At 51.3% G+C, this 23,824-nt stretch carries 19 protein-coding genes; 7 read left to right on the top strand and 12 right to left on the bottom strand.

All coding sequences use genetic code 11. The features are described 5' to 3' along the window. Positions 1–38 precede the first annotated feature (38 nt). The 7 genes from rutG to rutA are packed head-to-tail and all read right to left on the bottom strand — an operon-like array spanning position 39 to position 5,481. The gene (gene rutG / locus AABJ99_RS14635; protein ID WP_039021529.1) at positions 39–1,367 is read right to left on the bottom strand and encodes a pyrimidine utilization transport protein G; all 1,329 of its coding nucleotides are present in this window, start codon (positions 1,365–1,367) and stop codon (positions 39–41) included. A 20-nt stretch (positions 1,368–1,387) separates the two neighbouring features. After that, entirely contained in the window at positions 1,388–1,882 is a 495-nt protein-coding gene (rutF, locus tag AABJ99_RS14630) for an NADH-dependent FMN reductase RutF (RefSeq protein ID WP_001028095.1), read from the bottom strand. Positions 1,883–1,892: 10 nt separating this feature from the next. After that, positions 1,893–2,483, bottom strand: coding sequence for a malonic semialdehyde reductase (gene rutE / locus AABJ99_RS14625; RefSeq protein ID WP_039021528.1), 591 nt, complete (start codon positions 2,481–2,483; stop codon positions 1,893–1,895). Continuing rightward, entirely contained in the window at positions 2,480–3,292 is an 813-nt protein-coding gene (gene rutD / locus AABJ99_RS14620) for a pyrimidine utilization protein D (protein WP_039021527.1), read from the bottom strand. The genes rutE and rutD overlap by 4 nt, the downstream gene beginning before the upstream one ends. Before the next feature lie 7 nt (positions 3,293–3,299). Further along, a complete protein-coding gene (gene rutC, locus AABJ99_RS14615; protein WP_001126780.1) occupies positions 3,300–3,686 on the bottom strand; it encodes a 3-aminoacrylate deaminase in 387 nt (128 codons plus the stop codon). Between the two features lie 11 nt (positions 3,687–3,697). Beyond that, entirely contained in the window at positions 3,698–4,390 is a 693-nt protein-coding gene (gene rutB / locus AABJ99_RS14610) for a peroxyureidoacrylate/ureidoacrylate amidohydrolase RutB (RefSeq protein WP_024210573.1), read from the bottom strand. After that, complete coding sequence (rutA, locus tag AABJ99_RS14605; RefSeq protein WP_001353302.1) at positions 4,390–5,481, bottom strand: pyrimidine utilization protein A; 1,092 nt, start codon at positions 5,479–5,481, stop codon at positions 4,390–4,392. The genes rutB and rutA overlap by 1 nt, the downstream gene beginning before the upstream one ends. Positions 5,482–5,768: 287 nt before the next feature. On the opposite strand from rutA, the gene rutR reads away from it, so the two are divergent. Next, a complete protein-coding gene (gene rutR, locus AABJ99_RS14600) occupies positions 5,769–6,407 on the top strand; it encodes an HTH-type transcriptional regulator RutR (RefSeq protein WP_001354904.1) in 639 nt (212 codons plus the stop codon). Positions 6,408–6,446: 39 nt separating this feature from the next. On the opposite strand, the gene putA is transcribed toward rutR, so the two are convergent. Continuing rightward, on the bottom strand, positions 6,447–10,409 hold the full coding sequence (gene putA, locus AABJ99_RS14595) for a trifunctional transcriptional regulator/proline dehydrogenase/L-glutamate gamma-semialdehyde dehydrogenase (RefSeq protein ID WP_039021526.1): 3,963 nt from the start codon (positions 10,407–10,409) through the stop codon (positions 6,447–6,449). Positions 10,410–10,463: 54 nt separating this feature from the next. Here putA and AABJ99_RS14590 point away from each other — a divergent pair, with 54 nt between their 5' ends. The 6 genes from AABJ99_RS14590 (at position 10,464) to phoH (ending at position 17,294) form a co-directional block, all read left to right on the top strand. After that, positions 10,464–10,673, top strand: a complete 210-nt coding sequence (locus AABJ99_RS14590; protein WP_000979518.1) for a hypothetical protein — start codon at positions 10,464–10,466, stop codon at positions 10,671–10,673. 158 nt (positions 10,674–10,831) lie between these two features. After that, positions 10,832–12,340: a sodium/proline symporter PutP gene (gene putP / locus AABJ99_RS14585; RefSeq protein WP_039021525.1), complete on the top strand. Its 1,509-nt coding sequence runs from the start codon at positions 10,832–10,834 to the stop codon at positions 12,338–12,340. A 218-nt stretch (positions 12,341–12,558) separates the two neighbouring features. Further along, positions 12,559–13,389, top strand: a complete 831-nt coding sequence (efeU, locus tag AABJ99_RS14580) for an iron uptake transporter permease EfeU (RefSeq protein WP_000497942.1) — start codon at positions 12,559–12,561, stop codon at positions 13,387–13,389. A gap of 57 nt (positions 13,390–13,446) precedes the next feature. Beyond that, positions 13,447–14,574: an iron uptake system protein EfeO gene (gene efeO / locus AABJ99_RS14575; RefSeq protein ID WP_039021524.1), complete on the top strand. Its 1,128-nt coding sequence runs from the start codon at positions 13,447–13,449 to the stop codon at positions 14,572–14,574. A 5-nt stretch (positions 14,575–14,579) separates the two neighbouring features. After that, on the top strand, positions 14,580–15,851 hold the full coding sequence (efeB, locus tag AABJ99_RS14570) for an iron uptake transporter deferrochelatase/peroxidase subunit (RefSeq protein WP_039021523.1): 1,272 nt from the start codon (positions 14,580–14,582) through the stop codon (positions 15,849–15,851). Between the two features lie 654 nt (positions 15,852–16,505). After that, a complete protein-coding gene (phoH, locus tag AABJ99_RS14565) occupies positions 16,506–17,294 on the top strand; it encodes a phosphate starvation-inducible protein PhoH (protein WP_000533536.1) in 789 nt (262 codons plus the stop codon). 49 nt (positions 17,295–17,343) lie between these two features. Here the strand turns inward: phoH and pgaD are convergent, their stop codons facing one another. The 4 genes from pgaD to pgaA are packed head-to-tail and all read right to left on the bottom strand — an operon-like array spanning position 17,344 to position 23,527. Next, positions 17,344–17,757: a poly-beta-1,6-N-acetyl-D-glucosamine biosynthesis protein PgaD gene (gene pgaD, locus AABJ99_RS14560; RefSeq protein WP_001061101.1), complete on the bottom strand. Its 414-nt coding sequence runs from the start codon at positions 17,755–17,757 to the stop codon at positions 17,344–17,346. A gap of 1 nt (position 17,758) precedes the next feature. Continuing rightward, the gene (pgaC, locus tag AABJ99_RS14555) at positions 17,759–19,084 is read right to left on the bottom strand and encodes a poly-beta-1,6-N-acetyl-D-glucosamine synthase (RefSeq protein WP_072039637.1); all 1,326 of its coding nucleotides are present in this window, start codon (positions 19,082–19,084) and stop codon (positions 17,759–17,761) included. Then, entirely contained in the window at positions 19,077–21,095 is a 2,019-nt protein-coding gene (gene pgaB, locus AABJ99_RS14550; protein WP_039021520.1) for a poly-beta-1,6-N-acetyl-D-glucosamine N-deacetylase PgaB, read from the bottom strand. Before pgaB ends, pgaC begins: the two co-directional genes overlap by 8 nt. A gap of 8 nt (positions 21,096–21,103) precedes the next feature. Continuing rightward, positions 21,104–23,527 (bottom strand): poly-beta-1,6 N-acetyl-D-glucosamine export porin PgaA, encoded by a 2,424-nt coding sequence (pgaA, locus tag AABJ99_RS14545; protein WP_039021519.1) that lies wholly within the window; start codon positions 23,525–23,527, stop codon positions 21,104–21,106. Positions 23,528–23,824 lie beyond the last annotated feature (297 nt).

Genomic DNA, 23,824 nt, shown 5'->3' with positions numbered 1-23,824 from the left:
AACAATCTGCACCGCCGGTAATCCCGGCGGTTTTCTGTTTATGGTTCCTGATGAACAACTTCTGGCGGAGGAACGTCAACCAACCTTCTGCTTAACAAAGCATTGAGTAAAATCGCGCCAAAGGTTGCTGTACCGATCCCTCCCAACGTAAAACCGCCCAGTGTGAGAGCAAAATCACCCGCACCCAGCACTAAGGTTACTGCGACCATAATCAAATTACCGTTCTGGCTTAAATCCACACGGTTTTGTACCCAGATCCGTGCGCCTGCGACGGCAATCAGCCCGAACACAACAATTGAAGCACCACCAATCACCGGTGCAGGAATGGTATGGATCAGCGCGCCAAATTTCGGCGAAAAGCCCAACAGCAAGGCGATGACGGCAGCAGCAACAAACACCAGCGTCGAGTAGACTTTGGTCACGGCCATTACACCGATATTTTCAGCATAGGTGGTTACGCCGCTACCGCCGACAGAACCCGAAAGCATTGTTGCCAGCCCATCGCCTACGAATGCCCGCCCCATATATGGATCCATATTGCGTCCGGTCATCCCGGCGACCGCCTTGAGATGACCTAAGTTTTCCGCCACCAGAATAACCGCCACGGGCGCAATCAGCATCATTGCCTGACCATTAAAACCAGGAGTGGAGATATGTGGCAGACCGAACCAGGCAGCATGGCTAACGAGTGTAAAATCGACGGCTTTTCCCAGCCCTAAAACGTTGGTCATCACACCATAAATCAGACAAGCGACAATTAAGCCTACGAGAATCAATAACCGCTGGATCATGCCACGGGTAAACACCGCCACCAGCCCAATACACAGCACCGTCATTACCGCCATCCAGCTATCAAAGGCCGAAGCCGATACATTTTTCACTGCGATAGGCGCTAAGTTCAGGCCAATCGCCATCACCACCGCACCCGTCACAACCGGCGGCATTAGTCGTTCAATCCAGCGCGTACCGATTTTCATCACCACCAGGCCAATGACGGTATAAACCAGCCCACAGGCGATAATCCCGCCCAGCGCGATGCTGATATTCGGATTAATTCCCTGACCATTAAAGCCCGTCGCGGCGATCACCACGCCGACAAAAGCCGCGCTGGAACCGAGATAACTGGGGACGCGCCCGCCGGTAATAAAGAAAAACAGTAACGTGCCGATCCCCGACATTAAAATGGAAAGGTTGGGATCCAGCCCCATCAGAATCGGCATTAACACCGTCGCGCCAAACATCGCCACCGCGTGTTGAACGCCCATTATTGCCGTCTGAGCAAACGGCAATCGTTCATCCGGCGCGACCACGCCGCTCTCTGTAGAGGTCGATTTTAACTGCCAGTGAGGAAAACCGAACATTGCCATCAGCTGTCTCCTTAAGGAGGTTAACAAGCAGGGCGCATCAGCGCGTGATAACTGCGATCAAACCACACCAGCCCGTAGGGGGTGGCGTGACGATGAATCGCTTCGATGGCGCAAAACAGAATGTCGTGGGTGCCGACGCTCACCACCTGGCTGATACGGCAGTCAAACGAAACCAGTGCTTCTTCCAGTTGCGGGCATCCGGTCACACCAGTCTGCCAGCGGGCGGCGGCAAAGCGGTGTTCCATGGGCGTTTTGCCGCCAAAAAGGTTTGAAAGCGGCTCCTGCCCGGCGCTAAGTGTATTTACACACAGCGTTCGATTTTCATTGAATACCGGCCAGACGGACGCCCCACGATTCAGGCACACCAGTAATGTGGGCGGCGTATCGGTCACGCTGCAGACGGCGCTGGCGGTGAACCCGGCGCGCCCGGCTGGACCGTCCGTGGTGATGATATTGACCGCCGCGCCCATGCAGGACATCGCATCGCGAAAAGTTTGTTGATCGACAATGTTCATAGTTTGCTCCTTACAACAGCCCGCAGGCTTCTTCAAAGGACAGACGTGGCAGGCGCGCATGAAGCTTGCTGCTATCGCCATAGCCGATATTAATCAGCAGATTGCTCTTCAGCGTGCTGCCCGTAAAAAAGGCGTCGTCCACGTGTTGACGGTCAAAGCCGGACATCGGGCCGGTATCCAGCCCCAGCGCCCGGCAGGCGACGATCAGATAGGCCGCCTGCATGGAACTGTTGCGAAACGCCGTTTCTTCAGCAAGTTTTGGGCTGGAGGTAAACCAACTGCGGGCATCGCCGTGGGGAAACAGTTGCGGTAACCGTTCATAAAATTCGCTATCCCAGGCGACGATAGCAGTGACGGGCGCGGTCAGGGTTTTTTGCAGATTGCCGCTGGAAAGCGCCGGGCGCAGACGTTCTTTTGCTTCTGCAGTGCGGATAAATACGATGCGCGCCGGAGAACAGTTGGCTGACGTTGGCCCCCATTTCATCAGGGCATAAATCTCCCGTAACGTCTCATCGCTGACGGGTGTCTCCCGCCAGCCGTTGTGAGTTCGGGCGTCGGTAAACAGGGTGCTAAGCGCACCAGGGCTAACGGCTTCGTTCATAGCAATTCCTTACAGGCGGCTTCACGATGATGTAACAGGCTGGCAAGCCCGTTGAGTAACAGAGCATTAAACGTTTCGGGATCAGTCACGTTGCAGGCGTGTCCGCCATAGCGCATCACCATTTTCTGGCTATCGGGCAGGGCGGCATGAAGTTCACTGGAACATGCTGATGGCACGAGCAGATCATCACTGGCGCAGATGATTTGCACCGGGCAGCGGATGCGATCCGTATGGCGACTAAAGTCAGCACGTTTGAGGGCGTTAAGTCGACGCAGTAAATTGTTTTTGCCCTGAAAATGCGCCAGTGCCAGCGCGTCCTCCGCTTCAAGGCGAGGGGCGCGGGCCGCCATCCAGTCGGCGGGGTAGAGGAACAACGGCTGCGCTTCCACCCATGCCTGCGCGCCGCCGCTATGCAGTAATCGTTCGCGAACCTGAAAACAGCGGCGGGTACGGGCGTTTATTCGTAGCCAGCCGTTAACGCTGACCAGTGCAGTGACCGATGCGGGATAATCTAGCGCCAGCTGCATTCCCACCAGCGCCCCGAGCGCATGGCCGATCACCGCATAACGCTCAATCCCCACACTCATCAGCGCCTGATGCAGTTCCTCTGCCATCTGCGCCAAACTGTAGTCTTCCGCCAGCGTATCTGGATTATTTCCGGTACCGCGCTGGTCGTAACAGACTACCTGATACTCCTGCTCCAGCACCGCCAGTTGCGGCAACCAGTAATTGCCGCTGCCGCCAAGACCCGAAATCAATACCACTACGGGCGCATCAGCATAAGGGGGAGGTGAGAGTGAAAGTTTCATCGCCACCTCACTTAGCGATATGCGCAATCGTGGCGATTTCCACCAGCGCGTCAGGCTTTACCAGTCCGCACTGAATGCAGAATCGCGCCGGTTTGTCACCCGGGAAAAACTCGGCGTAGATTTCGTTAATCGCGGCGTAATTTTTCCAGTCGGTAATAAAGATGCTGTTGAAGGTCACGTCCGCCATCGTGCCACCCGCCGTCTCGATAACCTTGCGGATGGTCTCCAGAACGTGGCGGGTTTGCGCCTTTGGGTCATCGGCAAACAGCACGTTATTATGTTGATCAAAAGCCAGCGTGCCGGAGACATACACCACGCCATCAGCCAGCGTGCCGGGAACGAAGGGGGCCAGCGGTGCGCTGCTGCCAGCAGGAATAATTACGGATTTCGGCATCATTAAACTCCTTAAGCGATACGGGCAAAGGACGTGGGAGAAAGCGCGTCGCAGAACGTTTCGACGTCGCTCACCCAGCCAAAAAAGGTTTCGATATTGAACAACGCGGCTTTCTGCGCAAACTCCGGCCCCGCCTGGTGGGTTGCGTCTTCCAGCACCACGCCGAAATACTCCAGAAAAAAGCCGTCGCGCAGCGTCGATTCGACGCAGACGTTGGTAGCGATACCGGTGAAAATCAGGTGGCGAATTCCGCGGCTGCGCAAAATGCTGTCCAGCGGCGTATTGAAGAAACCGCTATAGCGCGGCTTCGGCAGCACAATATCGCCAGGCTGCGGCACCAGCTCATCCACCAGTTGATAGTCCCATGAGCCTTTCGCCAGTAATTTTCCCTGCAACTGCGGCTGCTTACGCATGGTCTTCAGGGCGTTCGATTTATGAAAATTCGGTGAGCCGGGACCGCCAGCCTCGACATACTGTTCATCCCAGCCATTTTGAAACCAGATGATCAACATCCCTGCCGCTCGTGCCGCGGTCACGGCGGTTTGAATATTGGCAATGACCGGGCGAGTGGTTGAGACATCAAACCCGGCGAGATCTAAATAGCCACCTGGCGTGGCATAAGCGTTTTGCATATCCACCACGATCAGCGCACTTTGCTGCGGATCGAAGGTAATGGCTTCTGGTCGAGCGGTTAAGGTCGTCATCATGCCACCTCCTGAGTTAGCGCAGGGAGATGGGCGCGGCACTGCATCAGTGGTTGAATACGCTCGCCGAAGGTTTCGATTCCCGACAGAAAATCATCGAAGGTCAACAGCACGCCTTCGGCACCAGGTACGCTTGCGACTTCATCTAACATGCGCGCGACACTGGCGTAAGAACCGACTAACGTCCCCATATTGATGTTTACCGCCGAAGTGGGATCGGCCATCTGACGGACGTTGGTGTCAGTACCGGAGCGGGTATCTTTCTGACTTTGTTCGGTTAGCCAGCTTAACGCCTCTTCATCGGCACCCGCTTTATAGTGTTCCCATTTGGCACGAGCGGCATCGTCGGTTTCGTCGGCAATCACCATAAACAACACATAAGAGCCAACGTCGCGCCCGGTTTGCGCTGCGGCCTGTTTCATCCGCGCAGCGGTCGGGGCGAAAGCCGTGGGTGTATTTACGCCTTTGCCGAAACAGAAGTTGAAATCGGCATACTGGGCGGAGAACGCCATGCCAGCGTCGCTTTGCCCGGCACAGATCACTTTCATGGGTACGCTCGGTTGTGGACTGACGCGGCAATCGTTCATGGTGAAAAAATCGCCTTTAAAATCGCTTTTCCCCGTTCCCCACAGGTCGCGCAGCACCTGGACATATTCGGTGAGATAGTCATAACGACGGGAAAAATAGTCATCGCCAGGCCAGATGCCCATCTGCTCATACTCGGGTTTTTGCCAGCCAGTCACCAGGTTTACGCCAAAACGCCCGCCAGAGATGGAGTCAATGGTTGCGGCCATACGGGCGACGATTGCCGGAGGTAACGTTAAGGTGGCGGCAGTGGCGTAAATCTGAATGCGTGAGGTCACGGCTGCCAGCCCCGCCATCAAAGTGAACGACTCCAGGTTGTGATCCCAGAACTCAGTTTTGCCGCCAAAACCACGCAGTTTGATCATCGACAGGGCGAAATCGAAATGGTAGTGCTCCGCTTTTTGCACGATGGCTTTATTCAGTTCAAAGGTCGGCATGTACTGCGGCGCGTGGGTCGAAATGAGCCAACCGTTGTTGCCAATAGGTACGAATACGCCAATTTTCATCATCAACCTCTCTTCGTCTCGTCAAGTGAAAGTCAGACGGGGCGCTGCATCCTGCATATCCTTTTCAGCCGCGTAATGGTTTGTTTGCAAAGCGGATGCCAGTTTTTAAAAAGTGAATGTTATTAATGTGTTAATGTTAAGTTGTCTAAAATGTCTGGAAAAAAGTGGACTAAACGGTCAAAACAGTTGCACATAAAACATGCATCCGTGCGCGATGAGAGTGCAGAAGGTCGAGGCCGGGCAGGGGTTTTGCTATCCTGTTGCCAATCTACAAGAGGGGAGAGCGCATGACGCAAGGCGCAGTGAAAACAACGGGTAAACGTTCGCGCGCAGTGAGCGCGAAGAAAAAAGCGATTCTTAGCGCAGCACTGGACACTTTTTCACAATTCGGTTTTCATGGCACAAGGCTGGAGCAGATCGCAGAGTTGGCGGGCGTTTCAAAAACCAATCTGCTGTATTACTTTCCGTCAAAAGAGGCGCTGTATATAGCCGTACTGCGGCAGATTCTCGATATCTGGCTGGCACCGTTAAAAGCGTTTCGAGAAGATTTCGCCCCACTGGCAGCGATTAAAGAGTACATCCGTCTGAAGCTGGAAGTCTCCCGCGATTATCCGCAGGCTTCGCGCCTGTTCTGTATGGAGATGCTGGCAGGCGCACCGTTATTAATGGATGAGCTAACGGGCGATTTGAAAACGTTAATTGATGAGAAATCGGCGCTGATTGCCGGTTGGGTTAAAAGCGGCAAACTCGCGCCGATTGATCCGCAGCATTTGATTTTTATGATCTGGGCTTCCACTCAACATTACGCCGATTTCGCCCCTCAGGTGGAGGCGGTGACAGGTGCCACGTTGCGCGATGAAGTGTTTTTCAATCAAACGGTTGAAAACGTGCAGCGGATTATTCTTGAGGGGATTCGACCACGTTAATGATGCCGGAGGAGGTTATAGCATCCTCCGGCAACCTGCTTAACCGATCGTCATTAAACTGGCGTTACCGCCAGCGGCAGCGGTATTCACGCTCAGCGAACGCTCGATATACAACCGTTCCAGCAGGATATTGCTTTCGCCACGGGCAAAACCCTGCACTGAAACAATTGCACCATCCCGCGCGGCAACGGCTTCACACAATGCGCGAAGCTGATCCGAATCACCGTGGAAGATCACCGCATCAAATGGTTGAGCGGTTATATTCTCCGCTTTCGCCAGTTGAATACGTTCGCTGACTGCCGATGGTAATGCTTTCACTAACTGACGATGCAGCGCATCATCCGGCCACAGCACCTGGCTGCCCACCGCCAGCACGGCGGCGAGCTGAGTCAGCGCATCCTGTTCATCATCCGCAATACACAACACGCGCTCACGCGGCAGCAGCGTCCAGGTGTTGCGTTCACCCGTCGGCCCTGGCAACAATCGTTGTGTTCCTGCCTGCGCCAACTCGCCATATTGCGTACATAACGCCTGCAATTCTGGACGGTTTGCCGCCCATTCCCGCAGTGCATTTAGCGGCTGAGTCAATGCGGCTTTCAACTGCGCATCGACCGGATACTCCGCATCCTGACGCGCGAGTGTCACCGCCAGCGCACTTTCCGGGCGATTCGCCAGCAGACGGTAGAGATAGAGCGGACCACCTGCTTTCGGCCCGGTGCCGGACAACCCTTCGCCGCCGAATGGTTGCACCCCAACCACTGCGCCCACCATATTACGGTTAACATACAGATTACCGACATGGGCCGAGCCAGTGACCTGGGCAATAGTTTCATCAATGCGCGTATGGACGCCGAGCGTCAGACCATAACCGGAAGCGTTAATCTGTTCGATCAGTTCCGGCAACTGGTTACGGTTGTAACGCACCACATGCAGCACCGGACCAAAGACCTCTTTTTGTAATTCGGCAAAGTCATCCAGTTCGATCAGCGTCGGAGCGACAAAGGTGCCGCTTTGCCATTCACGGGCATCTTCACTGTTTTCCCGCACCGCCTGGAACACCGGACGGCCTTTGCTACGCATGGTCTGAATATGGCGCTCAATATTGGTCTTCGCTTCGCCATCAATCACCGGACCGATATCGGTGGTCAGGCGACCCGGATTACCCATCCGGCATTCGGCCATTGCACCGCGCAGCATTTTTAACGTGTGGTCGGCAATTTCATCTTGCAGACACAGCACGCGCAGCGCCGAACAACGCTGACCTGCACTGTCGAAGGCCGAGGCCAGTACATCCACGACGACCTGTTCGGTCAGGGCGGAGGAATCGACAATCATCGCGTTCATGCCGCCGGTTTCCGCAATGAGTGGAATTGGGCGGCCCTGAGCGTCCAGGCGGCTGGCGATATTGCGTTGCAGTAACGTAGCGACTTCGGTTGAACCGGTAAACATCACCCCGCGCACGCGATCATCACCCGTCAGTTGCGCGCCTACGGTTTCACCCTGACCGGGCAACAACTGCACCACGCCTGGCGGTACACCCGCTTCCAGCAAAATGGCAATCCCTTGTGCGGCAATCAGCGGCGTTTGTTCTGCCGGTTTTGCCAGTACGCTGTTACCTGCCGCCAGTGCGGCAGCGATTTGCCCGGTGAAAATCGCCAGCGGGAAGTTCCACGGGCTGATACATACCACTGGCCCTAATGGACGGTGGGTTTCGTTAGCGAAATCATCCCGCACCTGTCCCGCGTAGTAGTGGAGAAAATCGACGGCTTCACGCACTTCGGCAATGGCGTTACTGAAGGTTTTTCCGGCCTCACGCACCAGAATACCAATCAGTTGTTGCATCTGACTTTCCATCAGTACGGCAGCGCGATGCAAAATCGCCGCGCGTTCGGCCGGAGGCGTGGCAAACCAGATTGGCGCGTTATTAACTGCACTTTCCAGCGCCTGTTCTACTTCACGCGGCGTGGCTTCACGCACATAGCCCACAATATCTTTCGGTTCCGCCGGGTTGATAACGGGTGACATTTCACCAGCCGCGACCGGTTGTTCCAGCATTGGCAAGGCCTGCCATTTTTGCAGTGCACTGTTGAGCAGGGCAGAGGAGAGTGATGCCAGCCGGTGTTCATTGGCGAGATCCAGCCCTGCCGAGTTGTCGCGCCCGTGACCGTAAAGATCGCGCGGCAGGGGAATTTTCGGATGGGGTAATCCAGTTTGCCCTTCCTGCTGCGCCAGTTTTTCTACTGCAGTGACTGGATCTGCAACCAGTTCATCCAGTGGTAAAGAGGTATCAGCAATACGGTTAACAAACGAGGTGTTAGCACCGTTTTCCAGCAGGCGACGCACCAGATATGCCAGCAGTGTTTCATGGGTACCGACCGGAGCATAAATACGACACGGTCGGTTAAGTTTACCGTCGGCAACTTTCCCGGTGACCTGCTCATACAGTGGCTCGCCCATACCATGCAGGCACTGGAACTCGTACTGACCCGGATAGTAGTTTTGACCCGCCAGTTGATAAATTGCCGCCAGCGTGTGGGCGTTGTGCGTTGCAAACTGCGGGTAAATGAGATTTGGCACCGCCAGCAGCTTTTTCGCACAAGCGAGATAAGAAACATCGGTATACACCTTGCGGGTATAAACCGGATAACCTTCAAGGCCGTCCATTTGCGCACGTTTGATTTCACTATCCCAGTACGCGCCTTTCACCAGGCGAATCATCAGACGACGACGGCTGCGGGTGGCGAGATCAATCAGGTAATCGATCACCAGCGGGCAGCGTTTTTGATAAGCCTGAATAACAAAACCGATGCCGTTCCAGCCTGCCAGTTCAGGCTCGAAACAAAGCTTTTCCAACAGATCGAGGGAGATCTCCAGACGATCGGCCTCTTCGGCATCAATGTTAATACCAATATCGTACTGACGCGCCAGCAAGGTTAGTGATTTCAGACGTGGGTAAAGCTCTTCCATTACCCGGTCATACTGGGCGCGGCTGTAGCGCGGATGCAGCGCCGACAGCTTGATTGAAATGCCCGGACCTTCATAAATGCCGCGACCATTGGAGGCTTTACCAATGGCGTGAATCGCCTGCTGATAGGAAACCATATATGCCTGCGCGTCCGCTGCGGTCAGTGCGGCTTCGCCCAGCATATCGTATGAGTAACGGAAACCTTTCTCTTCCAGCTTGCGGGCATTGGCTAACGCTTCCGCGATGGTTTCACCAGTGACGAACTGCTCACCCATCAGGCGCATCGCCATATCCACACCTTTGCGGATTAGCGGTTCGCCACTCTTACCGATAATGCGATTCAGCGAACGGGAGAGGCTGGCTTCGTTATGGGTAGAAACCAGTTTGCCGGTAAAGAGAAGCCCCCAGGTGGCGGCATTAACAAACAGCGACGGGCTACGACCAATATGTGACTGCCAGTTACCGTTGCTGATTTTGTCGCGTATTAACGCATCACGGGTGGCTTTGTCGGGAATACGCAATAGCGCTTCCGCCAGACACATCAGCGCCACGCCTTCCTGCGATGACAGCGAAAACTCCTGCAATAATCCCTGAACCATGCCTGCGCGACCACTGGCATTTTTTTGATTACGCAGTTTATCGGCCAGTTGATACGCCAGTTTATGAGCCTGTTCAGCAACCGGCTGCGGCAGGCGAGCTTGTTCCAGCAGCATAGAAACCGCTTCGGTTTCCGGGCGGCGATAGGCGGCGGTGATAGCCGCACGGGAAACCGACTGTGGCAAAATTTGCTCGGCAAAGTCGAGAAATGGCTGGTGTGGTTCCTCTGCCGGATTCGGTACTTCATCGCTCTCATTGGCCGCGCCAGAAAGCAGCGCAGGTAGCTCTGGCAGAGTATCGCTGTTTTCCAGTTGTTCAAGATAAGAAAAAATCGCCTGCTTAATTAACCAGTGCGGTGTGCGATCGATACGTGTCGCGGCAGACTTAATGCGTTCACGCGTCGCGTCGTCCAGCTTAACCCCCATGGTGGTGGTTCCCATGCCATTACTCCTGTTGTTCTGAAAGGTGCAACTTAACGTTATCGTGAAATATCCATGATGTTGCAACTTTGTGCAACCATGTTAAATGTGACCTGCGTAGCAAGCTTAAAAATGAATGAAATGTTAATAAAAGAAATCGATATGACAGGGATTAAAAAAATAACTCAGACTTTTTCTCTGCGGCAGTTAACATTTTTGAAAGGTGCAACCACAAAAAATGTGAGGGAGTGCAACCTGATGAAAAATAGTATCGCTGAGCACTAAAATTTAATGTAAATGGTGTGTTAAATCGATTGTGAATAACCAGCGCTTCCGGCAGGATACGGTCGCCCTGGGAAAACATAAACTCTGTTACCCCGTTCCGGTGGCAGATATAACGGCAAGTTTCGACATTGCCGATAATAATTTTTTGGAGACTTTAGATGGCTATTAGCACACCGATGTTGGTGACATTCTGTGTCTATATTTTTGGCATGATATTGATTGGGTTCATCGCCTGGCGATCAACCAAAAACTTCGACGACTATATTCTTGGCGGTCGCAGCCTTGGGCCATTCGTGACGGCATTATCGGCAGGTGCGTCGGATATGAGCGGCTGGCTGTTAATGGGGTTGCCGGGCGCGGTTTTTCTTTCCGGGATTTCCGAAAGCTGGATCGCCATTGGCCTGACATTAGGCGCGTGGATTAACTGGAAGCTGGTGGCCGGGCGCTTGCGTGTGCATACCGAATACAATAATAACGCCTTAACATTGCCGGATTATTTTACCGGGCGTTTTGAAGATAAAAGCCGTATTTTGCGCATTATCTCCGCGCTGGTAATTTTGCTGTTCTTCACCATTTATTGTGCTTCGGGCATTGTGGCTGGCGCGCGTTTGTTTGAAAGCACCTTCGGCATGAGCTACGAAACGGCTCTGTGGGCGGGAGCTGCGGCGACGATCCTTTACACCTTTATTGGCGGCTTCCTTGCGGTGAGCTGGACTGACACTGTACAGGCCAGCCTGATGATTTTTGCCCTGATCCTGACGCCGGTTATCGTAATCATTAGCGTTGGTGGGTTTGGCGACTCGCTGGAAGTGATCAAACAAAAGAGCATTGAAAACGTGGATATGCTCAAAGGATTGAATTTTGTCGCCATTATCTCGCTGATGGGCTGGGGGCTGGGTTACTTCGGTCAGCCGCATATTCTGGCGCGTTTTATGGCGGCGGATTCTCACTATAGTATTGTCCATGCGCGTCGTATCAGTATGACCTGGATGATCCTCTGCCTGGCAGGGGCGGTGGCTGTCGGCTTCTTTGGTATTGCTTACTTTAATGAGCACCCGGCGGTAGCAGGCGCGGTAAACCAGAACGCCGAGCGCGTGTTTATCGAACTGGCGCAAATTCTGTTTAACCCGTGGATTGCCGGGATTTTGCTGTCGGCGATTCTGGCGGCGGTAATGTCAACCTTAAGTTGCCAGCTGCTGGTATGTTCCAGCGCGATTACCGAAGATTTATACAAAGCGTTTCTGCGTAAACAGGCCAGCCAGAAAGAGCTGGTGTGGGTAGGGCGTGTGATGGTGTTGGTGGTGGCGCTGGTGGCGATTGCGCTGGCGGCAAACCCGGAAAACCGCGTGCTGGGCTTAGTGAGCTACGCGTGGGCAGGCTTTGGCGCGGCGTTTGGTCCGGTGGTGCTGTTCTCGGTGATGTGGTCACGCATGACGCGCAACGGTGCGCTGGCGGGGATGATCATTGGCGCGCTGACGGTTATCGTCTGGAAGCAGTTCGGCTGGCTGGGACTGTACGAAATTATTCCGGGCTTTATCTTCGGTAGCATTGGGATTGTGGTGTTTAGTTTACTGGGTAAAGCACCGTCAGCGGCAATGCAAAAACGCTTTGCTGACGCCGATGCGCACTATCATTCAGCGCCGCCGTCACGGTTGCAGGAAGGGTAAGGGAAGGCGTTTTACCGAAAATCCCACGTCATAATCAGAAGCAGGCAGAGGGCAATCAGTGATTGCCCTCTGCATTTTCTCTCAAAAAAATTTACATTTCCTCATCATTATCACTACATTCCGCTTGTGTTTTTCTTCACCGTAATGATAATCGCTATCACTGCGATTTACTTTTCTTTGCATAGATTGACTCAGAAAAACGTTTAAGGGTGGGTGGCATGTTTGTTCCGTTTCTCATTATGTTGCGCGAAGGACTTGAAGCCGCGCTGATTGTCAGCCTGATTGCCAGCTATCTTAAGCGTACCCAGCGAGGTCGATGGATTGGTGTCATGTGGATTGGCGTGTTGCTAGCCGCTGCGTTGTGCCTGGGGCTGGGTATCTTCATTAATGAAACCACCGGCGAATTTCCGCAAAAAGAGCAGGAATTGTTCGAAGGTATCGTGGCGGTGATTGCCGTGGTGATCCTCACCTGGATGGTTTTCTGGATGCGTAAAGTGTCGCGCAACGTCAAAGTGCAACTGGAACAGGCAGTCGATAGCGCATTGCAGCGTGGGAATCATCATGGCTGGGCGCTGGTGATGATGGTCTTTTTTGCCGTTGCAAGGGAAGGGCTGGAGTCGGTCTTTTTCCTGCTGGCGGCGTTTCAACAAGATGTCGGGATCTGGCCTCCGCTGGGTGCAATGCTCGGTCTTGCTACAGCCGTGGTGCTCGGCTTCCTGCTCTACTGGGGCGGTATTCGCCTCAATCTTGGCGCGTTTTTTAAATGGACCAGCCTGTTTATTCTCTTCGTCGCCGCAGGGTTGGCGGCAGGTGCTATTCGCGCGTTTCATGAAGCCGGGCTGTGGAACCACTTTCAGGAAATCGCCTTCGATATGAGCGCGGTGCTCTCAACTCACTCGCTGTTCGGTACGCTGATGGAAGGTATCTTTGGTTATCAGGAAGCGCCGAGCGTCAGCGAAGTCGCCGTCTGGTTTATTTATCTCATCCCGGCGCTGGTGGCATTTGCTCTGCCGCCGCGCGCAGGGGCGACAGCGTCTCGCTCCGCGTAACGAAAATGACGCAAACTCTTGCTTAGTTACAACATACTTTAAAGGGATAGTCTCGTCATGACCATTAACTTCCGCCGTAACGCATTGCAGTTGAGCGTGGCTGCGCTGTGCTCTTCTGCTTTTATGGCTAACGCCGCTGATATTCCGCAGGTCAACGTCACTGTGACAGATAAGCAGTGCGAACCGATGACCATTACGGTTAACGCCGGGAAAACACAGTTCATTATTCAGAACCATAGCCAGAAGGCGCTGGAGTGGGAGATCCTCAAAGGCGTGATGGTGGTGGAAGAGCGGGAAAATATCGCCCCTGGTTTTAGCCAGAAAATGACGGCAAATTTACAGCCTGGTGAATACGATATGACCTGCGGTCTGCTGACAAACCCGAAAGGGAAGTTGATCGTCAAAGGTGAGGCAACGGCGGATGCGGCGCAGAGCGATGCGCTGTTAAGTCTTGGTGGTGCAATTACTGCATATAAAGCGTATGTCATGGCGGAAACCACACAGCTGGTGACCGACACTAAAGCCTTTACCGACGCCATCAAAGCAGGCGATATCGAAAAAGCGAAAGCACTGTATGCGCCGACGCGCCAGCACTATGAGCGCATTGAACCGATTGCTGAGCTGTTCTCTGATCTGGATGGTAGCATTGACGCCCGTGAAGATGATTACGAGCAAAAAGCCGCCGATCCGAAATTCACCGGATTCCATCGTCTGGAAAAAGCCTTGTTTGGCGACAACACTACCAAAGGAATGGATCAGTACGCTGACCAGCTTTATACCGATGTGGTCGATTTGCAAAAACGCATCAGTGAACTGGCTTTCCCACCTTCAAAAGTGGTCGGCGGCGCAGCCGGACTGATTGAGGAAGTAGCAGCCAGCAAAATCAGCGGTGAAGAAGATCGCTACAGCCACACCGATCTGTGGGACTTCCAGGCTAACGTTGAAGGCTCGCAGAAAATTGTCGATCTGCTGCGTCCACAACTACAAAAAGCCAACCCGGAACTGCTGGCAAAAGTCGATGCTAACTTCAAAAAGGTCGATACCATTCTGGCGAAATACCGTACTAAAGACGGTTTTGAAACCTACGATAAATTGACCGATGCCGATCGTAATGCGCTGAAAGGGCCGATTACTGCGCTGGCGGAAGATCTGGCGCAACTTCGTGGTGTGCTGGGACTGGATTAAGCGTTATGCAGTATGAAGATGAAAACGGCGTGAATGAACCGTCACGCCGACGTTTACTGAAAGGGATTGGCGCGCTGGCACTGGCGGGAAGTTGCCCGGTAGCGCATGCGCAAAAACCACTAAGTGCGCCGGGGACGCTTTCACCGGATGCGCGCAGTGAAGCGCAGCCGTTTTATGGCGAACATCAGGCGGGTATTCTGACGCCGCAGCAGGCGGCAATGATGCTGGTGGCGTTTGATGTGCTTGCCAGCGATAAAGCTGATCTTGAGCGATTGTTTCGCTTGTTGACTCAGCGTTTTGCTTTTCTGACTCAGGGCGGAGCAGCACCAGAAACGCCAAATCCACGCCTGCCGCCACGCGATTCCGGCATTCTTGGCGGCTACATTGCGCCCGATAATCTCACCATCACGTTATCGGTGGGCTACTCATTGTTTGATGAGCGTTTTGGCCTTGCGCAGCAGATGCCGAAAAAGTTGCAGAAGATGACACGTTTCCCTAACGACTCGCTTGATGCGGCGTTATGTCATGGTGATGTGTTGCTACAGATTTGCGCCAATACCCAGGACACGGTGATCCATGCACTGCGCGATATCATTAAACACACGCCGGATTTGCTCAGCGTGCGCTGGAAGCGGGAAGGGTTTATTTCCGACCACGCAGCGCGCAGTAAAGGCAAAGAGACGCCGATAAATTTGCTGGGCTTTAAAGACGGCACCGCCAATCCCGATAGCCAGAATGCGAAGTTGATGCAAAAAGTGGTGTGGGTGACGACAGATCAGCAGGAGCCTGCGTGGACAATCGGTGGCAGCTATCAGGCAGTACGCTTGATTCAGTTTCGAGTGGAATTTTGGGACAGAACGCCGCTGAAAGAGCAGCAGACGATATTTGGTCGTGATAAGCAAACCGGTGCGCCGCTGGGAATGCAGCATGAGCATGATGTTCCCAATTACGCCAGCGACCCGGAAGGGAAGGTGATTGCGCTGGACAGCCATATCCGGCTGGCGAATCCCCGCACGGCGGAGAGTGAGTCCAGCCTGATGCTGCGTCGTGGCTACAGTTATTCACTGGGCGTCACCAACTCCGGGCAACTGGATATGGGGCTACTGTTTGTCTGCTATCAACACGATCTGGAAAAAGGCTTCCTGACAGTACAAAAAAGGCTCAATGGCGAAGCGCTGGAGGAATATGTCAAACCTATCGGTGGAGGCTATTTCTTTGCGCTGCCGGGTGTGAAGGACGCGAACGATTATCTCGGAAGCGCATTATTGCGGGTTTAATGTTTTTAGGCGTATAAGGCGTTTACGCCGTACCAGGCGTTCGTGCGTTCGTGCGTTCGTGCGCTGATGCCTGATGCGACGTTTGCGCGTCTTATCATGCCTACAATCGGTGCGGGTTCGGTAGGCAGGATAAGGCGTTCACGCCGCATCCGGCGTTCGTGCGTTGATGCCTGACGCGAATCCTGCTGAAAGCACACAGCTTTTTTCATCACTGTCATCACTCTGTCATCTTTCCAGTAGAAACTAATGTCACTGAAATGGTGTTTTATAGTTAAATATAAGTGAATATATTGTTGCAATGAATGCGAGATCTGTTGTAATTATTAAGTAGCAGCGGAAGTTCCCGGCAGTGATAGTCAGTCACTATGGAGATCGCGGATGGTAACGTCCTGTACTGGACAATGTTTTGTTAAGCAACGCTCCACCACTCGCGGAGATTTCTCCTCCGGTAGTCATCTCGTCACTTTGCATTTTCAAATTCTTCCTTACTTTTCATGTGTTACCGACGCCGCAAACGGTGTGCGTAGCCGTTTTTCGGCATTTTATCCAACAGCAAACTATGGCTTACAAGGAAGCCAACCCTCTGATGTTCGTGCGCATAATCGCGCTGCCAACGGCGCGTGTGATGAATACAAACAACTCAAGGTGCTCTCCATGGGAAGACAAAAAGCAGTGATCAAAGCTCGTCGCGAGGCAAAACGTGTGCTGAGACGGGATTCGCGCAGCCATAAGCAGCGTGAAGAAGAATCGGTCACCTCGCTTGTGCAGATGAGCGGCGTAGAAGCCATTGGTATGGCCCGCGACAGTCGCGATACCTCGCCCATCCTCGCGCGAAATGAAGCGCAATTGCACTATCTGAAGGCTATTGAGAGTAAGCAGCTGATATTCGCCACCGGCGAAGCCGGGTGCGGAAAAACCTGGATCAGTGCAGCAAAAGCGGCAGAGGCCCTGATACATAAGGATGTCGACAGGATTATTGTCACCCGTCCAGTTCTGCAAGCCGATGAAGATCTTGGCTTCTTACCTGGAGATATCGCAGAAAAGTTTGCTCCCTATTTTCGCCCGGTCTACGACGTGCTGGTCCGGCGCTTAGGGGCTTCCTTTATGCAGTATTGCCTGCGACCGGAAATAGGGAAGGTCGAAATTGCGCCGTTCGCCTATATGCGTGGACGTACCTTTGAAAATGCAGTCGTCATTCTTGACGAGGCGCAGAATGTGACTGCTGCGCAAATGAAAATGTTTTTAACCCGCCTCGGGGAGAACGTGACGGTTATCGTCAACGGTGATATCACGCAATGCGATTTGCCTCGCGGCGTGCGCTCCGGATTAAGTGACGCGCTGGAACGTTTCGAAGAGGATGAAATGGTCGGGATCGTCCGATTCGGTAAAGAGGATTGCGTACGTTCGGCACTTTGCCAACGTACGCTACATGCATACAGTTAAGTGTATTATCGGCGCAGAGCCCGGGCGAACCGGGCTTTGTTTTGGGTGTTTATGCCCGGACTAGCGCTTTTTCTGAAACAACCATTTTTATTTGCCCCTGGCTGGTGAAGTGTACGCTCATCCTGTGGCTTTTTTGTAGTTGCTGATAGAGCTCATCAGGTATTGCTAAGCTCTCTGCATATTCTTGCGGCGTATATTGGTAGGCTGCATGATGCTGCTGTTTTTGAAAACGCAGCTTATTGTACAGCGCCCAGACAATTAACACGACGGCATTCGCCACTGCCAGCAAAAAATAGAACTGAAGTCGGCTTCTGGCCTCGCTTTGCCAGTAATAACCCGTCAGCAGATCCATGGTGAATAAGAATATGAACAAAGCAAATAATGTCCATAAGATGGTTGTGGCAACATAATCAACCATTAAACGTACTGGCGATTGTCGGGTCGTAATAATTAAATTGTTCATATTAACCTCTCAGAATCCCTCGATCGGGACTTACCCAACGGGCGCGTTGCTTTTTAGGCATCAACATGACTCGTGTAAATGATACCAATGTCGTTGCCAGGCTCAGCATCCAGAAGATAACCGGGAACCAAATAATCCAGAAAAGCGATGAAGTCAGATTATGCTCATAGCGATTCTCGATCATCAGGCTGACAATAAATTGCAGTAAACATAACGTACACAATAATATTCCGGCAGTATGTGTCGCAGCGATATGTGTCAATTCAATATTTAACGGTACACCTGCAAGTTGGACTGCGTAAATAATGAAACCGACCAGGCAGGTAAAGGCCCATATTGTCGTCAGACAGTATTCAAAAAACAGTGGCCACATTCGAAAGTTTTCTTTGCGCCATAGCCTTGTCATATTTTTGAGGAATACTTCTGCACCGCCCTGAGCCCAGCGCAGGCGCTGTTTCCACAGCCCTTTTAACGTTTCAGGCATTAATATCCAGCACAGCGCCCGTGGCTCGTAAAAAATCGTCCACTGATTCAACTGCAGCTTCCAGCTAATATCAATATCTTCGGTGATCATATCGTCACTCCAGTAACCCACTTCTGCCAGGGCGCTGCGACGAAATGCGGCAATAACACCAGAAACGGTAAATACGTTTCCATAGATACGCTGGGTTCGCTTGATCAAACCAATAATTGAGGAATACTCGCCAACCTGAATTTTACCCACCAGGGTAGAACGTGTTCGAATACGAGGATTACCGGTTACGGCACCCACACGCGGGTTGTACAACATCGGTTCCACAATATATGCCGCCGCATCGCGGTCTAATAACGCATCGCCATCAATGCACACCAGATATTCACTTTTCGCCGCGGCAGCTCCGGTTTTAAGCGCAATGGCTTTCCCCTGGTTTTGCGCCAGATGAATGACCCGCAGGTGGGGAATTTGTGCAGCCATGCGATCCAGGATGGCACGGGTTTTGTCTGTTGAACCGTCATTTACGGCAATAACTTCAATGTTATCATAACGCTGTGCTAAAGCGGCGTGTATGGTTTCCTCAACGTTTTTCTCCTCATTAAAACAGGGAATGATAATGGAGATAGACGGATTATCTTTCAACTGGGGAGCTGGTGCGTTTTCTCCCCACGGCCAGTGGCGTTCACGATAGACCCAGAAATAGACGCCGCCAACAATCCACATAATGGACATAAAAAACGGCCAGAAGAAAACGAACCTCATCATCAGTTCACCAGAGTGAAAGTACGCTACGCATAGGGGTATGCATAACACCAGACATAATATAAAAAACGATACGATGCGATTAATCATTTTTCGGATACCAGGCTGTTGAAAACTCAGGACGAATAACGTCTATTTCAGGTTGGTTATGCAGAAAATTGTCGGGATAATAACCATAGTTTTTCATTCCATTCAGTTGTAATAGGCTCATCCAGTGAGCGAGTTGTTGCGAAGAAATAGCCTGATGCTGACCATTTTTCTGCCAGTTTTGTGCCTGTAATTCTAAAATAGATTTGTCTTTAGCCTGAGGGATGTTTTTAATTTGATTGGTCAATTGTATTAACCATTGGTCAGCCGATTTTTCTGCGACACCTTCCATATAAGGCATAGCCATAATAGCGGTCCAGTCATAGCTTTTTAGGAAATCAGCATAATTCTGTGCAAACCAGGCTTCACTTTCAGGTTGTATTACCGGAAGTGCAAAAATATTTCGTGCAGTTTTAACATGTGGACCGCGAATGGCTTTTACGCGCGCACTAAGTTCTAAAGTGAAGTCAGTTAACGCACGACTTTTAAAGCGGGTCCACTGTTTAAATTGCTCCGGGTTTTGTCGAATTTCGCTCAGACTCCCGCTAAAGCCTGCTTGCTGATAAGCCGTGATAGCCGGTGCACTGGCATCTTCATAATCTGAAAGCAAAGCATCATCGTGGAACAATATGCCATCAAAAGCAGCATGTCCGGCAAGATCTTCATATAACATGCCAACTTGTGCTCTGACCCTGTCATCAAAAGGAGATAGACGGCGATATTGTTCAGGATGAATTTGTGCTTTTTTCTCCCCTGTTGGTAAATATTTTACTCGCGTTAATGTGGGATCTAAATCCCAGCTTAATACCGGCATCCACGCATAGATGTTTACACCTGAGCGGGTACGTAATTGCCAGGCAACCCGACTAAAAATATCTGCTTTCATTGGTAGCAAACGATTTGGAAACCAGACCTCTTTGACCAGCCCATCACCATCGGGATCAGCAAATGCCTGCAAATACACGGTTGATATTTGCATATCTTTCACCCGCTGAATTAGCACATCAATATTGCGATCCATTTGCTGGCGGTTTTCGTCATAAACGTAATCAAGATCGATATGCATTACCCGTTGTGATGATTTTTCCTGTACGGTAATAATTTGCTGGGCAAACTCTTTTAATGAGGGATTATTGGCGATTAATACTCGCGGAATGGAATCCAATTGTGACGCATTTGCCAAACCTGATTCAAGGGTGAAGAACATGTCATAACCGAGTTTTTTTAATTCCTCTATCGCTATGCCATTCGCTTCGCCATAAGGCCAAACAAAAACGTGTGGATTTACCTTAGCCTTTGTACGCAGGTATTCCGTCATTTTTACAGCATCCAGACGAATTCTTTCCCGGTATTCTGCTGCGGTTTCATACCGTGCGTGGTCAGTAAAATATGCACGATTTACATATACAGGCAATAAGCTGCCGGTGGCATTAGCCTGAATACCGTAGTGAGAATTCCATGTATGAGAAGCGAGCTCAACGAGCCGGGAACGCGCAACTTCTCGCACTTGTTGCCACGTGGCAAAATATTCTCGATCGACCATCTCATCGCCAAATTTTACTTGTTCATCCGCTGGCGTATCGACCCAACTGCCGACGGGGGCCCATACAGCAGGCCACTGGAAGGCCTGAAGAATTGGGAAGACGCGGGTATAAAAACTCTGGTAGCCGTCATCAAAAGTCAGCACTACTGCTTTTTCCGGTAGCGGTTTTCCTCCTCGATGTGCTTCACGAATTTGAGCAATACTGACCGGTTGATAACCGTTCTCGCGCAGCCAGGCAAATTGTTCACGCAGTGCTGATGTCCGCACTGACATAAAACGCTGGTCGGCAGCTTCGTCTTCAACGTTATGCCATGAAATCGCCACAAAACCATTATGCGGCCACGGTTGCTCGGCGAGTAAAGATTCGCGATCCTGTGGCGGTATAAATGATGTTCTTGACTGGCTAATGCACGCAGTGAGCATAATTATACTCACCAGCATCAGGAGATATTTATTTCCATTACGTAACATATTTATCCTTAAAATCTGAATGTCATATCGAATTCAACGTATAAGTTGTGTTCTCTGTCACCGTCATAAGGTCGTTTTTCCCAGCGTAGCGTTGCGCCAGCATCAATCACGTCATTCCAGCTAATGCGTTGCCCGTAGCCGAGTTGGGTGACGACATCCGTGCCATAATGTTTTTGCCAGGAGGCACCAACACCTGCGCTGAAGATTTGCTCCCAGCTATTTTCATAGCTTCGCCATAACAAATGACTTGCCTCAAATGCCGGAACAATATCGAACATTTTTATAGGGTTGTAGTATGGGGTGTCGTGTTCTGTATTTTGTTCGTAATACAGATTGGGGAGGAAATCGACAATCAAATATGGTGAAGACCAGATGCGTTCCTGACCCTCAAGTGAGACTTCATGACGCTGATTACTGTCAGAAAAATCAGTGAAAGCCCAAGAGACACCGTACTTACGCCGCTCATTTTGATACCAGCGAACATAAGCCTGTGCACTGTTGCCTGTAACACCATTTTTCATTGCCCGTAATGGAACGCGGTGAGAGAGGCGTTCCAGTTGCGAACCAATACGCCAGTTATCATTAAAATCATACCAGCCAGACAGGCGCGCGCCGGGTTTATGCTCATGATTGAAAAAGCGTTCGGTGTACTCCGCCTCAAGCCAGATATTACGTGACCGCCACTCAACACCCGCAAGCCAGTCGCGAATAATCCCTTTTCCTTCGCTAAATTGTCCATCGGCATAACCGAATCCAGCAAAACCGCGCCAGTTATCATTCAGCGGTGGTGAATAAACGATGGTGGTTAAGTCGACATCATGTTTGCCACTATCCGGACCTTCGGCATCAATTCCTGTTGAACCAGCGATACGAAGCTCTGCAAGATTATGTACATCAACCGCACGTTTTAAACGTACAACGCCGGGATCTTGCGGTTCACGTTCGACAACATCGTGCGTTAAGACCGCTGTCTGCTGCCATTCTTGTAACGTTAATGCTGTCCAGGCTTGTTCAACCTCCAGATTAATATTACGTGGCTCGATCACTTCTGCTTTTTTTAATTCATTTTCTGCCGCACGAGGCCAACCGCGGGCTTGTAACACACTCGCGTAATCAATGCGCAGTCCCTGATTTCCTGGTGCGTTATAAGCAAGCTCTCTGGCTGTCATTTCAGCCTGAGGAAGATCATTACTATATTTTGCTACGGTTGAGAGAAACGAATGCCCCTGTAACCAGGTATCATTCGGGATGCTCGTAGGCGTGCCCATTAACCGAAGGAAAGGCGGCGAAGTATTAATGGTATGTTGGGTGACAGTTAGCGCGCCGGGATAATTTTCACTCTCCAGGTGGCTGTAAAAGAGATCCGCAAGTTCTTCATCGGATAAATCCGGGGCAATGGTCTCCTTGTGATAAAAGAGCTCTGTCATTATTGACTGTGCTTTTTTTGGCTGATGTTCTTTGAGATAAGCCGACGCAACCCAATATTGCGCCCAGGGCGGAATAATTTGCCCCGTCTTTTTTAAACGCTGATAGTGAGAAATAACGTCTTTATAACGATCGCGAGTTAATAACGCGCCAAGATGATCAACCTGAATACGCTGGTACTGGGCAGTGCGGTCAGGGTTATCATGCCACAGAATTTCTAATGCAGCGTATTGGGCGAGGGCGCGATCGGCAATGGCATAACGTTCACTTTCACTGCGCGTAGGCATAAACGACAGTCTGACCAGTTCGGCATGAATATCAGCGCAAATATCTGGCGTTAAATTGGCATCGTCAATCGCGGCAGCAAGTTGATTATTCCGTAATGCCTGCACGTATTCTGTGGGATATTGTTGCGTTAAGGCATTTTCAGGTAATGACCCTGTCATCGCCCGTAATTCATCCTCATGCCGCCCCGCCAGTTTATAGATATAGGCTTCTGCGAGTAAATTAGCTTTGTCCGGTGCTCCAGAGTTAAGCTGCTTAAGTTTAACCAGCGCAGAATCATAGTGACCCGCATCTGCCAGGGTTAAAATTTGTCCCCGTTGATAATCCTTATTTTGCGACTCCAGAGAGAGTGCCTTTTGCCACAGTGTAAGCGAGTTTTGCCATTGTTGCAGGTTACGATAAGCGACGGCGACAGCTGCATAACCACGCGCTGGTAATTGCTGATGACGGTAGCGGTTGTAAACGGTAATAACCTGTTTATCTTGCCCGGCCCATAAGGCAATCTGTAACCAGTCAGCAATTTGGTTATTACTGAGTGCTGATTTTTGTGCAAACCATAACAAAGCTGGCTGAGTATTTCCCTTGCGAGCTTCGATAATCAATGCATCATAGGCATTATTAACAGCACTCTTCGCCGCGGGACTCGCTGCTAAAAATGCGGCAGTAAGAATTTTCAAAGCCCATTTGGTTTTCGGGCACCTTTTTCTGCTACTTGAATACATCCTGTATTACTCCATGTATTGCCGAAATCTCTCTCTGTATCTAATTACAGGTAACTGAAACGAAAGATATTTTTTTGCACATCATAATCCATTATTAAACGCGGAAGAGAGACGTGAATTGTTGATGATGAGAAGAAGAAATGATGAGTAGAGTATCCATATAAAATCCTTTTCTCGCCCGAAAATCCATTCCAATGATGAGGAACTTCAGGAATACGGCATAAATCCCAATGCCTTTTTCAAAATAAATTAGGATTAAAATAATTAAATCAGTAAATTCCGATGCATGATATCGGA

Source organism: Escherichia coli (genome assembly GCF_036503815.1).
GTDB lineage: Bacteria > Pseudomonadota > Gammaproteobacteria > Enterobacterales > Enterobacteriaceae > Escherichia > Escherichia coli_F.
The sequence above is the reverse complement of the archived record's forward strand: the minus strand, read 5'-3'. Positions and strand labels throughout refer to the sequence as shown.

Bases quoted from the DNA above. Each gene is read 5' to 3' on its own strand.
- rutG (WP_039021529.1), bottom strand. From the start codon at position 1,367: ATGGCAATGTTCGGTTTTCCTCACTGGCAGTTAAAATCGACCTCTACA.
- rutF (WP_001028095.1), bottom strand. From the start codon at position 1,882: ATGAACATTGTCGATCAACAAACTTTTCGCGATGCGATGTCCTGCATG.
- rutE (WP_039021528.1), bottom strand. From the start codon at position 2,483: ATGAACGAAGCCGTTAGCCCTGGTGCGCTTAGCACCCTGTTTACCGAC.
- rutD (WP_039021527.1), bottom strand. From the start codon at position 3,292: ATGAAACTTTCACTCTCACCTCCCCCTTATGCTGATGCGCCCGTAGTG.
- rutC (WP_001126780.1), bottom strand. From the start codon at position 3,686: ATGCCGAAATCCGTAATTATTCCTGCTGGCAGCAGCGCACCGCTGGCC.
- rutB (WP_024210573.1), bottom strand. From the start codon at position 4,390: ATGACGACCTTAACCGCTCGACCAGAAGCCATTACCTTCGATCCGCAG.
- rutA (WP_001353302.1), bottom strand. From the start codon at position 5,481: ATGAAAATTGGCGTATTCGTACCTATTGGCAACAACGGTTGGCTCATT.
- rutR (WP_001354904.1), top strand. From the start codon at position 5,769: ATGACGCAAGGCGCAGTGAAAACAACGGGTAAACGTTCGCGCGCAGTG.
- putA (WP_039021526.1), bottom strand. From the start codon at position 10,409: ATGGGAACCACCACCATGGGGGTTAAGCTGGACGACGCGACGCGTGAA.
- AABJ99_RS14590 (WP_000979518.1), top strand. From the start codon at position 10,464: ATGATGTTGCAACTTTGTGCAACCATGTTAAATGTGACCTGCGTAGCA.
- putP (WP_039021525.1), top strand. From the start codon at position 10,832: ATGGCTATTAGCACACCGATGTTGGTGACATTCTGTGTCTATATTTTT.
- efeU (WP_000497942.1), top strand. From the start codon at position 12,559: ATGTTTGTTCCGTTTCTCATTATGTTGCGCGAAGGACTTGAAGCCGCG.
- efeO (WP_039021524.1), top strand. From the start codon at position 13,447: ATGACCATTAACTTCCGCCGTAACGCATTGCAGTTGAGCGTGGCTGCG.
- efeB (WP_039021523.1), top strand. From the start codon at position 14,580: ATGCAGTATGAAGATGAAAACGGCGTGAATGAACCGTCACGCCGACGT.
- phoH (WP_000533536.1), top strand. From the start codon at position 16,506: ATGGGAAGACAAAAAGCAGTGATCAAAGCTCGTCGCGAGGCAAAACGT.
- pgaD (WP_001061101.1), bottom strand. From the start codon at position 17,757: ATGAACAATTTAATTATTACGACCCGACAATCGCCAGTACGTTTAATG.
- pgaC (WP_072039637.1), bottom strand. From the start codon at position 19,084: ATGATTAATCGCATCGTATCGTTTTTTATATTATGTCTGGTGTTATGC.
- pgaB (WP_039021520.1), bottom strand. From the start codon at position 21,095: ATGTTACGTAATGGAAATAAATATCTCCTGATGCTGGTGAGTATAATT.
- pgaA (WP_039021519.1), bottom strand. From the start codon at position 23,527: ATGTATTCAAGTAGCAGAAAAAGGTGCCCGAAAACCAAATGGGCTTTG.